Source organism: Pandoraea pnomenusa (assembly GCF_000767615.3).
In the GTDB taxonomy this organism is placed as follows: domain Bacteria; phylum Pseudomonadota; class Gammaproteobacteria; order Burkholderiales; family Burkholderiaceae; genus Pandoraea; species Pandoraea pnomenusa.
Map to the genome: position 1 here is coordinate 2,822,753 of NZ_CP009553.3, position 13,877 is coordinate 2,836,629.

Sequence of the window (13,877 nt, forward strand, 5' to 3'; positions counted from 1 at the left end):
CGTCGCCAGACCCGGCCACTCAGCGCCCGGCGACTTCCGCTGCCACCGCCGTACCGCTGTCGTCGACCGGTTCTCCGCTGGCAAACGCCGCCGCGCGGGCGAGCCGCGCCTTCATGCTCTCGCTCGCCGCCGGGCCCGCGGCCGGCACATGACGCGCCGGGTCCAGCCGCACCCCCGTCACCGCATCCACGACGACCGGTTCCACCACCTGGCCCGTCTGCCGGTCAATCAACTGCGCCGAGATGCCCTCCGGCGCGAAGTGACGATTTCCCCAGGCGAGCAACGCCCACAGCACCGGCCGGAAGTCACGCCCGGCATCCGTGAGCACGTATTCGAAGCGTGGCGGCCGGTCGGAATACTGTCGGCGCGCCAGCAAGCCTTCCTCCACCAAGGCGTTCAGGCGGCGGGTCAACATGTTGGGCGCGATCTCCAGACGGCGCTGAAAGTCATCGAAACGGGTCGTCCCGTAGCCGGCTTCGCGCAGGATGAGAATGCTCCACCATTCGCCCACCCGTTCCAGGCTTCGGGCGATCGGGCACTGCATGTCCCGGAAGGTCTTTCGTTGCATACGGACTCCTTGCGTGCGGAAGCGAAGAACGCTGCCTATTACCATGCAAGTGAGCATAAGCGCGTCGCCCCCCGGGAGCAAGCCGGTCGACCGCGCTTGGCGTCGCTCATCGGCAGATCACGTCGCCACCTAAAAATATACTCGATATAAATCAATTGATTACGATGCATTCCTGAAGTCGGTTATTTGAAGTGAATTCTTCTGCCGACACACTCAATGCGCGTCGGCACTTGGCGTCGCGGGAGGCGCAACCCGCCGCAGGAGCGGCACCATCAGCGTCACGCAAACGAAGATCACGCCAAGTCCCGTGTAGACGTCACCGAACGTCATCGTCTGGGCCTCGCGCAGCGTCAGCGTCCAGAGCTGGCGCAGCGCCGCCGTGTGCGCGTCGACGGCGTCCAGCCCGGCCACCGACATTCGCGCCCCCACACCGGCAAGCCACTCCCCGACCGCCGGGCTTCCCTCACCCATGCGCTCCGCGAGGCGGAAGAAATGCAGATTGGTGCGATCGTTGAGTACCGTCGTGCACACGGCAATCCCGATGGCGCCGCCGAGATTGCGCATCAGGTTGAACAGGCCGGACGCCAGACGAAGCCTTGCCGGAGGCAGACTGCCCAGCGTCAGCGTGACGATCGGGGCGACGGCAAATTGCTGCGCCGCGCCGCGAAGCGCCTGCGGGAGCATCAATTGCCACGCACCCCAGTCGTGCGTGATTGGCGCGAACTGCCACATCGACAAAGCAAAGGCGCCCAACCCCACCATCATGAGCCACCGCAAATCGATCCGATTGGCGAGCATGGCGTACAGGGGGATCGACATGAGCTGGAACACGCCCGTCGAGAACACCGCCATCCCTATCTCGAACGCGGAAAAGCCGCGCACCCGGCCAAGGAACAACGGCGTGAGATAGATCGTGGCAAAAATGCCGATCCCCGTGGCAAACGAGAAGAAGCAGCCCAGCGCGAAGTTGCGCTGCCGCAAGGCACGCAGGTCCACGATCGGTTGCGCGTAAGTCAGGCTGCGCCAGACGAACGCCACGCCACAGACAGCGGCCAGCCATGCGGTCGTACGAATGGTGTCGTCGCCAAACCAATCCCAGCGAGGCCCTTCTTCCAGCGTGTACTCCAGGCACCCCAGGCTCACCGCCATCAGCGCCATGCCCAGGTAATCGGCGCCGCGCAACAACGACCAGTCGGCCCGGTCGATGCGCACCAGCAGCGGCACGGTAACCGTGACGAAAATGCCGGGCACCAGGTTGACGAAGAACAGCCAATGCCACGAGTAGTTGTCGGTGATCCATCCGCCGATGGTCGGCCCGAGCGTGGGCGCCAATGACGAGAGCCCACCGACCACCGCTGCCGCCAGCACGCGCTGCGGCCCGCTGAAAAACGCGAACGCCGTGGTAAACACCAACGGAATCATCGACCCGCCGAGAAACCCCTGCAGCGCGCGAAACGCGATCATGCTCTGGATATTCCACGCCGCGCCGCACAGCAAGCTCGCCACCGTGAACCCGGCCGCCGAAGCCGCGAAGATCCAACGCGTGGACATCACGCGCGAGAGCCACCCCGAGAGCGGGATCACAATGATCTCCGCGATCAGGTAGCTGGTCTGCACCCATGCCGTTTCGTCCGCGCCGGCCGACAGGCCGCCACCGATGTCGCGCAAGGAGGCCGATACGATCTGGATATCGAGCAAGGCGATGAACATGCCCACCACCATGGTGGCAAAGGCGATCACCTTGGCGCGCGTGGACATGGCACCGGCCGAGTAGCCACCGCCCGGTGCCGGCGCCACGGCCCGCTCACGGCCATCGTTGGCGGACCGGGCCGGGCGCGGCGCGGGAGCCGGATTGCCGACCGGCACCGGCTGCGGCAGCAACCCGCCTGTTTGCGTGGCGCTCATCGTGCGGCGACCTTGGCCGAACCGGCGTCTCGACGTTCGGTTGCTCCGGTGCCGTCATCGCCTCGCGCATCGACCACGGCCGTCACCGACAGCCCGGGACGCAAGGTGCCAAGACGACCGTCGGCATCATCCAGCCTCACCCGAACGGGCACACGCTGGACGATCTTGGTGAAGTTGCCTGTCGCATTTTCCGGCGGCAGGACACTGAACTGCGCGCCCGTGGCCGGTGCCAGGCTTGCCACGCGACCATGGAAGACGCGGCCCGGCAGCACGTCGGCCTCGATCTTCACCGGCATGCCGGGTCGCAGGTGAGCGACCTGTCCTTCCTTGAAATTCGCGTCCACCCAAAGTCCGTGGGCGGGAACGATGGCGAGCAGTTGACTGCCCACCTGCGCGTACGCGCCAGCGCGGGCACGCCGGTTGCCGACGGTGCCGTCCACGGGCGCGCGAAGCACCGTGTCATCGAGATTGAGTTTCGCGATATCGCGCTCGGCCACCGCCTGGGCCAACGCCGCCTGCGCCTGCTGCTTTTGCGTGCCGATGACGTCGAGTTGTCGTTCGGCGGCCGTCACACCGGCGTCGGCCCGCTCGCGATTGGCCACGAGCTGCTGGTAGTCCGCCTCCGCTCTCTGCGCACTTTGGACCGACACCGCCGACTTGGCGACGAGATCCCGGTATCGCGCCTGATCTTCGCGAGCACGACGCGCGTCCGCGGCAATGGCCGCCACACCGGCGCGCGCCTGCGCGATCACCGCCGTCTGCAGCCTTGCCGTGGCGTCCAGATTGGCGAGCAACGCGCGCTGCGCGGCGACAGCGCCTTCTGCCTTGGCGAGCGCGGCACGGTAGTCGCGGTCGTCGAGCCGCACAAGGACATCCCCGGCATGGACAGCCTGGTTGTCCGTGACCAATACCTGCGCGATGTAGCCCGGCACCTTCGGGCCGAGCGCGGTGACGTCCCCCCGACATAGGCATCGTCCGTCGATTCGAGATGCCGAGCCGTCGTCCACCAATACGCGCCGTACCCCAATACCGCCAGGACGGCCACGACCGCCGCGCCGCGCATCACAAGCTGAGACCCGACGCTTGACTTGCGAATCCGGCCGATGGGTTCTCCTGTATCAGGGGTAGGCGTGCTGGGGGATGTCATGGGTCCTTCCTTCTTGCTCTTAAGTGTGTGATGAAGTGCGCAACTCGGTGTTGCTTTCATAATGGAAGTGAGTATAGAGTTGTGACTATCATATTGCAAGTAACTGCGCGAACTCCCCTCCTTCGATCATGAATTCACACGCCTCGACGTCATTCGGCATTCCCCCTTCCGTCCTTCGCGCCGCCTGCCTTGCCGTGTGCGTCGGCTCCCTGGCCGGTTGCGCGGTCGGCCCGGATTACGTGCCACCCGGCAACGCGCTGCCTGACCACTTCGCCGGAGTCGTCCGGCTCGCCCAGCGAGACGCCTTTCGCACCGGGGTATCGGACGCACCGGGCAGTGCGCCGCCGAGCCGCGCTCACGAAACGCTCGATACCTGGTGGACGCGTTTTCACGACCCGGCGCTTACGTCCATCATCGAACAGGCGCTTGCACAGAATCTCGATTTGCAGGCAGCCATGGCCCGTGTCGTCCGGGCACGCGCGCAGGCCAGCGCAGCGGGTGCACGGCAACTGCCGTCACTGCGTCTGGATGGCGACATCAGTCGGGAACATCAATCGCTCGACAGCCCGCAGGGCGTCGTCGCGAGCACGCTGCCGGGATACAACCGCAACATGACCGTGTACGACATTGGCTTGGGCGCAAGCTGGGAGCTGGACCTGTTTGGGGGATTGCGACGCTCGGCGCAAACGGCAAGCGCGCTGGCGCAAGTCGCGCAGGCGCAGCGCGACGGCGTGCGCGTGAGCCTCGTCGCGGAAGCCGCCGATGCGTATTTTCGCGTGCGTGCGGCACAGCGCCGCCTGGCCATCGCACAGGATCAGATCGCCACGGACGAACGCCTGCTGGACATCGTGCGCCTGCGCTTTGGAGATGGCCTGGCCACCGAACGCGAGGTGGCACAGTCCGAAGCACTGCTGGCCCAGGCGCGAACGACGCTGCCGCCGCTTCGCATCGAGCGCGAAAGCCAGCTCAACCGTCTGGACGTACTGATGGGCGTGGCGCCGGGCACCTACGCGCACAAGATCGACGCGACAACGCCGGCGGACGACCGGCACGTACGGCCAATTGCGATCCCGCCGATTGGCGATATCGGCAAGCCGGCCGATCTGTTGCGCCGACGCCCCGACGTGATTGCCGCGGAACGTCGGTTGGCCGCGTCGAACGCCCAAATCGGGGCTGCGCTGGCCGAGTATTACCCCAAGCTCTCGCTCTCGGGGGTGCTGGGATTCGAAACGCTCGCCGGCGGGCGAGTGCCGGGCGCTGATACGTTCCAGCCGCTCGCGGCACTGGGCCTGCGCTGGAGACTGTTCGACTTTGGCCGGATCGACGCCGAAGTCGCGCAGGCACGCGGCGCCAATGCCGAGGCCCTGGCCGAGTACCGGTTGGCCATGCTGCACGCCACCGAGGATGTGGAAAACGCCATCGTCACCCTCGTGGAGATCGAGCAACAGCGCAAGGATCTGGCCAAGGCGGTGGACGCGCAGACGCGCGCACGCGACAGCGCGCAAGCGGCCTACACGGGGGGAGCGGTCAGCCTGTATGAAGTGCTCGACGCCGACCGACAACTACTGACCGTGCGCGATGCCGACGCGCGGGCACAGGCTGACAATGCCCGTGCCGCGGTGGCGACATTCCGGGCGCTGGGCGGCGGCTGGCAGGCCGATGCGCCTGCGCTGGCGCTGACCTCACCGCGCGCATCATCCCCTTCGCGCCCGTCGCAAGACTGACGTCGCCGCCGCGCTCGCGGCGCCTGACCGGCGCCTGCGCCCCGGCGTCGGGCCGCGCGCAATGCCGACGCCCGTCGACGCCGACGCCGACGCCGACGCCGACAGCATCGACTGGTACGTGGCGGCGAGCGCTTCCTGCGTCGTCACCTGCTCGCGCAAACGCGCGATCACCGCATCCTGCAATGCCTTGGCCGACCGCATCTCGTGTTGCGCCTCCGTCATGGCGGCAAGACTGGCCTGCGCCTCCTGCAACTCTCGCTGCACCTGACGGCGCTCCTGCTGAAGCGACTTGACAGACGCTCTCGCCGCATCGAGCTCCAGCATGAGCCGTCGCTCGTTGGCCTCGGCGCGCTCGGTGAGCCGGACACGCTCGGCGTCCCAACCTGCGCGCTGACCCGCGTGCACTTCCTGCAATGCCTGCATCGCGTCGCGCGCCGCGGAGAGTGCTTGCCGGGAGGCCACCGCATCGGCCTGCGAATCGATGAGCTGCGCCTCGGCGCGACGTGCCTGCGCTTGCGCTTCGTCTCGCGCCTGACGGGCATCGGCCGCCGCCGTCTCCGCCGCCGCGATGCGCTCGTGCAGGACGGCGCGCGCCTGCACCAACGCTTCGCGCTCAGAAGCCAGTTCCGCCTCACGGGCATCGAGCGCCGCCCGGCGCTCGGCCGCCTCTTGCGCCAGTACAGCCCGGCTCTCCTCCAGCGCGAGCGTCCACAAATCAATCGCCGCGCGAGCCACCGTATCGGGCATCGAAATGCCCTCCGGCAGTCCGGACATGGCCGCGCCACCGCCCTGCAAACGTGTGCCGAGCCCCGCGAACCAGGCATCGAGATATGGGCTCACGGTATTCGGCGATCCCCGTCCCAACTGTTGACGAATGCGCTCGATGGTGGGGCGCTGCCCTTGCATCAGCAACGCATCGGCTGCGGCCCACACATCCTGCTCGGAGATACCGCGCCCACCCGCTCGGGACGACGGTGCGATCGCGGCGGATTTCAAGCCTTGAGACGTAGTCATGACGCAGCACTCCTTGATTTCGTCGGCATTGCCAAATAACCCTCGATAATGGAAGATTATCGTGACTTATTTGCTTTGTGCGTTATATTAATTACATGTTACATATGAAATCATATGTTCGGTAGAAAAATCATTGATTCCGGCCCGTCGGCTTCCCCATCCGCATCCGACGCGGTTGCAAGCGTCACATCCGGCGAGAAACTGCCCGAGGTCCTCGATCCGGGCAAGCTGAACGACGATGCCCGCAAAGCCGCTCAGGCGCTCGCCCGGGAAGGCGACTCCGCGAATACGCGACTCAGTTATCAATCAGCCATGCGCTATTGGCTGGGCTGGTATCGACTACGTTACGGGGAAGCCTTGCCGACGCCGTTGCCGCCCGCCGTCATCATCCAGTTCGTCGTGGATCACGCCGTGCATCAGAGCAAACAGGGTTTGCGCACGGCGATGCCCGAAGCGCTCGATGTGGCACTTGTCTCGCAGGGCCTCAAGGCGCGGGCGGGTCCCCCGGCGCTCGCCACCCTCCTTCACCGTCTGAGCGTCATGGCCAAACTGCACACGTCGCGCGATCTGCCGAACCCGTGTGCCGAACCCGTCGTGCGGGAATTGCTCGCGAAAACGCGGCGCGCCTACGCCAGGCGCGGCGCGCGGCCAGCCAAAAAGGACGCCTTGACCCGGGAGCCACTGCGCGCGCTGCTTGACACGTGCGACGACTCGCTGCGCGGCAAACGCGACCGAGCCTTGCTGCTGTTCGCCTGGGCGAGCGGCGGACGGCGCCGCTCCGAAGTCGTTCGTGCCACCTGCGAGAACGTCCGCCGCGTGGCGCCGGACCGCTATGTCTATACGCTCGGGTGGTCGAAAACCAATCAGCAAGGTGCCGATCTCCCGGAAAACGAAAAGCCCGTGACCGGTGCCGCCGCGGCCGCGCTCACCGATTGGCTTGCCGCCGCGGGGATCGTCGAAGGTCCGATCTTCCGCCGGGTGCGCCGGGGCGGGCACCTCGGCGACGCGCTGTCAGAGGCGGCGGTGCGCGACATCGTCCGCGAGCGGTGCACGCTCGCCGGCCTGAACGGCAACTTCTCCGCGCATTCGCTCAGGGCGGGTTTCGTCACCGAAGCGGCGCTCCAACAAGTCCCGTTGGCCGAAACCATGACGATGACGGGGCATACGAGCGTCGCGACCGTCGTCGGCTACTTTCGTCGGGCCGACATGCTGCGTTCGCGCGCGGCCGATTTGATGGGCGGTCCGCCCGCCGACGAAGACATCGACACCCCGAATGCGCCGGAGAACAGCGGCATGTGACGATCGGCAGCAACGTCGACGCGCTGCGCAGCGCCAGCGATCGGCCGCGCAAATTCCTGGGGTAGCCGACATAAAGATGCATTTAAGTGATATCTTTTACGGCGTCGGGCGTATGCCATAGTGGACATACCGCCTGCTGTCACTGCCGCTGTTCCCCCCATTGAACACTCAAAGGTGCAGATCGTCATGCCTAGCTCCACCGCTTCCCGCTCGCGCAATCGCGCGCTCATCGAACGACTCGGCCTGCTCGCGCCGATCATCCAGGCGCCGATGGCCGGCACCAGCACCCCCGCGCTGGCGGCCGCCGTCTCCAATGCCGGCGGGCTCGGCTCGCTGGGCGTGGCTTCGGTCAACGCCGATGCTGCACGCAAGTCCATTCATGACACTCGCGCCCTGACCCGTAAGCCGTTCAACGTCAACGTGTTCTGCCATGCGCCGGCCACGCTCGACGCGTCGCGCGACGCCGCTTGGCTGGCCTATCTCGCCCCGGAATTCGCGCGCTTCGGCGCCACCGCGCCGGCGGCACTGAGCGAGATTTACAAAAGCTTCGTGGCCGACGATGCCATGTTCGCCATGCTGCTCGAGGAACGTCCGGCGGTTGTGAGCTTCCATTTCGGGCTGCCGTCGCAGGAGAAGATCGACGCCCTGCATGCGGCCGGCATCCTGCTGTTCGCCACGGCCACGAACCTCGCCGAGGCCCGGGAGATCGAGGCGGCGGGTATCGACGCCATCGTCGCGCAAGGATACGAGGCCGGCGGTCACCGCGGCCGCTTCGAGGATCTCGGCGATCGCGTGCCGACCGACGACGAGCAACTGGGGACGCTGGCGCTTGTGCGGCTGGTCGTCACGCACACCTCGGTGCCCGTGATCGCCGCGGGCGGCATCATGGACGGCGCGGGCATCGCCGCGGTGCTGGCGCTCGGCGCACAGGCCGCGCAACTCGGCACTGCCTTCGTTGCCTGTCCGGAATCGTCGGCAGATGCCGCGTATCGCGAACGCCTTTGCGTCGGACAGCCACCGCGCACGGCACTGATTCGCGCCATCTCCGGACGTCCGGCGCGTGGTTTCGTCAATCGGCTATATGCACTCGAGCAAAAGGCCGAGCGCCCTGATCTCCCGGCCTATCCGGTGGCCTACGATGCCGGAAAGGCGATCAATGCGGCGGCAAAGGCCAAGGGCAATCACGACTATGCCGCGCAGTGGGCCGGACAAGCCGCGCCGCTTGCCCGCGCCATGCCGGCAGCAGAGCTCGTCGGCGTGCTGCGCGCCGAGCTCCACGAGACTTTCGACGCGCTGCGCGAACTGGCATCGACCTTCTGAGCGAGGCCGTCCATGTCTCCAACGCTACGCATCACCCGGCGGCCCGGCCTGTCGACGCCGATCATTCAGGCGCCGATGGCCGTGGCATCGACGCCGGCGCTCGGGGCCGCCGCGTTCAACGCGGGCAGTCTCGGCTCGCTCGCGGTCGGCGACATGGACGCGACCGCCTGAAGCGATTCGCCCCCCAACCGCGCGCACTCGCCGCGCTTCGGAGACACATGACATGTTCAATGCGGTTCTGCTGACCCAATCCGACGGCAAGACGCACGCGGCCGTGGCGGCATTGGATGACGATGCGCTGCCCGCCGATGGCGACGTCCTGGTCGCGATCGACTACTCCACCGTCAACTACAAGGACGGACTCGCGATTACCGGCAAGGCGCCGGTCGTGCGGTCATGGCCCATGGTGGCCGGCATCGACGGGGCCGGGACGGTGCTCGCCTCGAAGCACGCCGCGTGGCGTCCGGGCGAGCGCGTGGTGCTCAACGGCTACGGCGTTGGCGAAACTCACTGGGGATGCCTCGCGCAAAAGGCCCGGCTGCGAGGCGACTGGCTGGTGAAATTGCCCGAGCGTTTCTCGTCGCGCGACGCCATGATCATCGGCACGGCCGGCTACACCGCCATGCTCTCGGTCATGGCGCTGGAGCGCAGCGGTGTCGTGCCGCATCACGGCGACGTGCTCGTGACCGGCGCCTCGGGCGGCGTCGGCTCGGTGGCCGTCGCGCTGCTGAGCTCGCTCGGCTATCGCGTGGTGGCCTCGACCGGCAAGCTCCACGAGGCGGAGTATCTTCAGGCGCTCGGCGCGGCCGAAGTCATCGACCGGCGCCTGTTGTCCGAGCCGGGCAAGCCGCTGCAAAAGGAACGCTGGGCGGCCGTGGTCGACTCGGTCGGCTCACACACGCTCGTCAACGCAATCGCGCAATTGCGCTACGGCGGCGTCGCCACCGCATGCGGACTTGCGCAGGGCATGGATTTTCCGGCGAACATGGCGCCATTCATTCTGCGCGGCGTCACGCTGCACGGCATCGACAGCGTGATGGCGCCGCGCGAATTGCGCGAGGAAGCCTGGCGGCGCCTCGCGCACGACCTCGAACCGCAAAAGCTAGGCGGGATGTCGCATGATGTCGGCCTGGCCGACGCCATTGCCGTCGCGCAACGCATCGTCCGAGGCGAAATCCACGGCCGCGTGGTGGTCGACGTCAACCGCTGAGCGGCTCAGTGACTGCCGCCGAGGTAGGCGGCACGCACCTTGTCGTCGTTGCGCAGGCTCTCGGCCGGACCGTGCACGGAGATGCTGCCGTTCTCCAGCACGTAGCCGTAATCGGCCACCGCCAGCGCCGCGGCGGCGAACTGCTCCACGAGCAGCATCGTCACGCCCTCCGCCTTCAGGTTGCCGATGATGCGAAAGACTTCATCGACCAGAATCGGCGCCAGCCCCATCGACGGCTCGTCGAGCAGCACGATATCCGGGCGCAACATGACCGCGCGCGCCATCGCGAGCATTTGCTGCTCGCCGCCCGAGAGTGTGCCGGCCAACTGATTGCGCCGCTCCTTCAACCGCGGGAACAGGTCCATCGCACGCTCCAGATCGGCGGCGACATCGCCGCGCGGGCGACTGCCTGTCAGGCGCGGGAAGGCGCCCAGACGCAGGTTGTCGGTCACCGACATGGTCGCGAACACGCGACGCCCTTCCGGCGAGTGCGCCAGCCCGAGCTTTGCGATGCGATGCGAATCGAGTCCGTCGATACGCTTGTCGCCCAGCGTGATTTCGCCCGACGTGGGTTTGATCATCCCGGACACGGCGCGCATGGTGGTCGTCTTGCCGGCGCCGTTCGAGCCGATGAGCGTGACGACCTGGCCGCTCGGCACATCGATGTCGATGCCGTGCAGCACCTGCACTTTGCCGTAGCCCGCCTGCAGATTACGAATGGAAAGCATAGGGGTTCCGTTGATGTCGTCAGTGCGTCGTCGATGCGCCGCCCAGATACGCTTCGATCACTTTCTCGTCGGCCTGGATCTGTGCCGGGAGCCCTTCGGCGATCTTCTGCCCGAAGTCCAGGACCGACACGGTCTGGCAGGTGCTCATCACCACGTCCATGTGGTGCTCGATGAGAATGACCGTGATGCCGTGGTCGCGAATCTTGCGAATGATCGCCAGCAACTCGCGAATGTCCGGCGCGGTCAGGCCGGCCGCCGGTTCGTCGAGCAGCAACAGGCGCGGATCGAGCGCCAACGCACGCGCGATCTCCAGAAGACGCTGCTTGCCGTACGGCAGGTTGCGTGCTTCCTCGTCGGCCAGCGAAGCCAGCCCCACGAACTCCAGCAATCGCATCGCCCGCGCCCGGGCCCCGGTTTCCTCGCGCTTGTAGCGCGGCAATCGCAGCGACACGTCGACCAGCGTGGAAGCGAACGTATGGTGCAGCCCGACGAGCACGTTCTCGAGCGCCGTCATTTCTCCGAACAACTGCACGTTCTGGAACGTGCGCGCCACGCCCGAGAGCGCGATGTCCGACGACGTGCGGCCCGCGAGCGACTGTCCCGCAAACTCGATGCTGCCGGCGGTCGGCACGTAAATGCCCGTGAGCACGTTCATCATGGTGCTCTTGCCCGATCCATTCGGGCCGATCAGCCCATGGATCGTGCCGCGCCTGACGGTGAGATCCACCTGGTTGAGTGCCTTGAGGCCGTCGAACTGCATGAGCAATTGGCGCACCTTGAGCAGTTCGTCCGGACCGCTTGCCGCCGCCATGAGCACCGGATCGGTGTCGCCGCCGGCCGATTCGTCGACTTGCGTGGCCGAGACCGAAAGCGTGCGGCGGCGATGCAGAATACGCGAGCGCAGGAAGCCCACGATGCCGTCGGGCAGGTAGTACACGACAAACAGAATCATCAGACCGAAGATCGTCAGACGCCAGTCCGTGATGCTGTCGAGCCACCATGTCACCGCGGCCAGCCCCACGGTGCCGACGACCGGCACGGCGGCCTTGGCCAGCGTGGTGCGCGCCTTGGCAATCGCCGTCACGGCGACCACCGTCGTCAACGCCGCGATGACCGTGGCAACGATACGGAAGATGCCGATGTCGTCAAGCAGTTGCGGCAGCAGCACAATGATCGCCGCACCCAGCAGCGAACCGGAGCGGGTCTTGCGCCCGCCCATGATCACGGCCAGCAGGAACAGGATCGTGAGTTCGAAGTTGTACGTATTCGGCGAGATGTACTGCTCCGAATAGGCGTAGAGACTTCCCGCCAGCCCCGCGAAACCGGCGCTGATCACGAACGCGTAGACCTTGTAGCGGTACACCGACACGCCCATGCAGTCCGACGCCACCGGCGAGTCGCGCAACGCTTCGAAGGCGCGGCCGAGGTGCGACTTCAGAATCCGGTGCGCCACGAGAATACTGACGAGCAGCAGCACCGCGACGAGCCAGTAGTACTCGACTTCGTCGATCGGATGCCCGCCGATGACCGGCTTCGTGAGCGTGATGCCCATCGGCCCCGACGTCAGGAAGTCCATCTCGTTGATGAGAATCTGGATGATGGTGCCGAAGGCGAGCGTCACCATGGCAAGATACGGGCCGATCACGCGTAATGCCGGCAACGCGAGAATCGCCCCGAACGCCGCCGTAATCAGAATGGCCGCCGGCAGCGCGAACCAGAACGACAGCCCGAGCTTGGCGAAGAAAACCCCCGCCACGTATGCGCCGATACCGAACAACCCGGCATGGCCCAGCGATACCTGCCCCGTATAACCCACGACGATATCCAGCCCGAAGAGCAGGATCGCATAGATCATGATCGTTTCGATCATGTGGATATAGTACGGATTGCTGACGGCAACGGGGAAGCCGAACAGCGCGACGATACCCACGATCGCCGCGAGCTTCGTGGTCACGCGCAGGCTGCCGGTGTCGGCGGCCCCGCGTGCATGGGAGGACTGTGCGGTCATGGTTACACCTTCTTGATGGCGGTCTTGCCGAACAGGCCCGCCGGCTTCACGGCCAGCACAAGCAGCAGCAGTACGAGACCCGGCACGTCTTTGTAGCCGGTCGAAATGTAGAACGCGGTGGTCGTCTCCGCCACGCCGAGGATCAGGCCGCCCACGAGCACGCCCATGCCGCTCGACAGACCGCCGATGATCGCCACGGCGAATGCCTTCAGGCCGAGCACGGCCCCCATGGTGGCGCCGGTCAGCGTGAGTGGCGCCACGAGCACGCCGGCAAATGCGGCGGCCATCGACGACAGCGCGTACGAGAACGTGATCACGAGACTCGTGTTGATGCCCATGAGTCCGGCCGCGTCGCGGTCGTTGGCCGTGGCCACGACCGCCTTGCCGTAGATGGAGCGACGATTGAAGAGCTCGACGGCCGCCATCATGAGCAGCGCGCCGACCACGACAAGCAGTTCCATCGGCAGGACGTTCGCGCCCATGAGCTTGATCGGCGACTCCGGCAGCGGCGACGGGAACTTCAGGTCGTCGCGGCCCCAGAGATTTTCGGCGACGTTGCGAAAGATGATGCCCAGCGCAATGGTGGACATGATCCAGCCGAACTCCGATTTGATGCGCAAGGCCGGCTTCACGCCGATGCGCTCGACGAAGGCGCCTTGCACCAGGCCGAACAGGCAGACGATGGGGATCATGAGCCAATAGTTCAGTCCGAGCGTTTCCACCAGGGTCAGGCCGACCAGTGCGCCGAGCATGAGCGCCTCGCCCTGGCCGAAGTTCAGGGTGCCGGACGTCGCGAACGTCAGTTGGTAACCGAAGGCGATCACGGCGTAGATCATCCCCAGCGCGATACCGCTGTAGATGAGTTGAATCAGGATGGTCATGCGGTCCTCTCTCGCGAGTGCGAGCCTACGAGCGATGCACGGGAGGCATTCAATGCATGTGCCGCGCGCCGGT

Annotated in this window: 11 protein-coding genes and 1 pseudogene; 5 read left to right on the plus strand and 7 right to left on the minus strand. The window is 66.3% G+C overall.

Features of this window, described 5'->3' with window-relative positions:
- Positions 1-19: 19 nt before the first annotated feature.
- From LV28_RS36625 to LV28_RS36635, 3 genes and pseudogenes are all read right to left on the minus strand, one after another.
- Entirely contained in the window at positions 20-568 is a 549-nt protein-coding gene (locus LV28_RS36625; protein ID WP_023596109.1) for a winged helix-turn-helix transcriptional regulator, read from the minus strand.
- Positions 569-781: 213 nt separating this feature from the next.
- Positions 782-2,326, minus strand: a complete 1,545-nt coding sequence (locus LV28_RS36630; RefSeq protein WP_048806632.1) for a DHA2 family efflux MFS transporter permease subunit — start codon at positions 2,324-2,326, stop codon at positions 782-784.
- 143 nt (positions 2,327-2,469) lie between these two features.
- Positions 2,470-3,620, minus strand: a pseudogene (locus LV28_RS36635) (HlyD family secretion protein).
- A gap of 128 nt (positions 3,621-3,748) precedes the next feature.
- On the opposite strand from LV28_RS36635, the gene LV28_RS36640 reads away from it, so the two are divergent.
- Positions 3,749-5,344, plus strand: coding sequence for an efflux transporter outer membrane subunit (locus LV28_RS36640; RefSeq protein WP_081326880.1), 1,596 nt, complete (start codon positions 3,749-3,751; stop codon positions 5,342-5,344).
- On the opposite strand, the gene LV28_RS36645 is transcribed toward LV28_RS36640, so the two are convergent.
- Positions 5,315-6,358, minus strand: coding sequence for a DNA-binding protein (locus tag LV28_RS36645; RefSeq protein ID WP_081326881.1), 1,044 nt, complete (start codon positions 6,356-6,358; stop codon positions 5,315-5,317). The two genes, LV28_RS36640 and LV28_RS36645, sit on opposite strands and share 30 nt — an antisense overlap.
- 369 nt (positions 6,359-6,727) lie before the next feature.
- On the opposite strand from LV28_RS36645, the gene LV28_RS36650 reads away from it, so the two are divergent.
- The 4 genes from LV28_RS36650 (at position 6,728) to acuI (ending at position 10,187) form a co-directional block, all read left to right on the plus strand.
- Positions 6,728-7,657 carry a site-specific integrase gene (locus LV28_RS36650; protein ID WP_371328128.1) on the plus strand — a complete coding sequence of 310 codons (930 nt, stop codon included), beginning with the start codon at positions 6,728-6,730 and terminating at the stop codon, positions 7,655-7,657.
- A 186-nt stretch (positions 7,658-7,843) separates the two neighbouring features.
- Positions 7,844-8,977 carry an NAD(P)H-dependent flavin oxidoreductase gene (locus tag LV28_RS36655; RefSeq protein WP_038617402.1) on the plus strand — a complete coding sequence of 378 codons (1,134 nt, stop codon included), beginning with the start codon at positions 7,844-7,846 and terminating at the stop codon, positions 8,975-8,977.
- Positions 8,978-8,989: 12 nt separating this feature from the next.
- Positions 8,990-9,148 (plus strand): hypothetical protein, encoded by a 159-nt coding sequence (locus tag LV28_RS48745; RefSeq protein ID WP_155765752.1) that lies wholly within the window; start codon positions 8,990-8,992, stop codon positions 9,146-9,148.
- Between the two features lie 52 nt (positions 9,149-9,200).
- The gene (gene acuI / locus LV28_RS36660; protein ID WP_038617400.1) at positions 9,201-10,187 is read left to right on the plus strand and encodes an acrylyl-CoA reductase (NADPH); all 987 of its coding nucleotides are present in this window, start codon (positions 9,201-9,203) and stop codon (positions 10,185-10,187) included.
- 5 nt (positions 10,188-10,192) lie between these two features.
- On the opposite strand, the gene LV28_RS36665 is transcribed toward acuI, so the two are convergent.
- Genes LV28_RS36665 through LV28_RS36675 form a run of 3 tightly spaced genes read right to left on the minus strand, consistent with a single transcriptional unit; the run spans position 10,193 to position 13,804 of the window.
- Positions 10,193-10,915 carry an ABC transporter ATP-binding protein gene (locus LV28_RS36665; protein WP_023596118.1) on the minus strand — a complete coding sequence of 241 codons (723 nt, stop codon included), beginning with the start codon at positions 10,913-10,915 and terminating at the stop codon, positions 10,193-10,195.
- Positions 10,916-10,934: 19 nt separating this feature from the next.
- Positions 10,935-12,923 carry a branched-chain amino acid ABC transporter ATP-binding protein/permease gene (locus LV28_RS36670; protein ID WP_023596119.1) on the minus strand — a complete coding sequence of 663 codons (1,989 nt, stop codon included), beginning with the start codon at positions 12,921-12,923 and terminating at the stop codon, positions 10,935-10,937.
- A gap of 2 nt (positions 12,924-12,925) precedes the next feature.
- A complete protein-coding gene (locus tag LV28_RS36675; protein ID WP_023596120.1) occupies positions 12,926-13,804 on the minus strand; it encodes a branched-chain amino acid ABC transporter permease in 879 nt (292 codons plus the stop codon).
- Positions 13,805-13,877 lie beyond the last annotated feature (73 nt).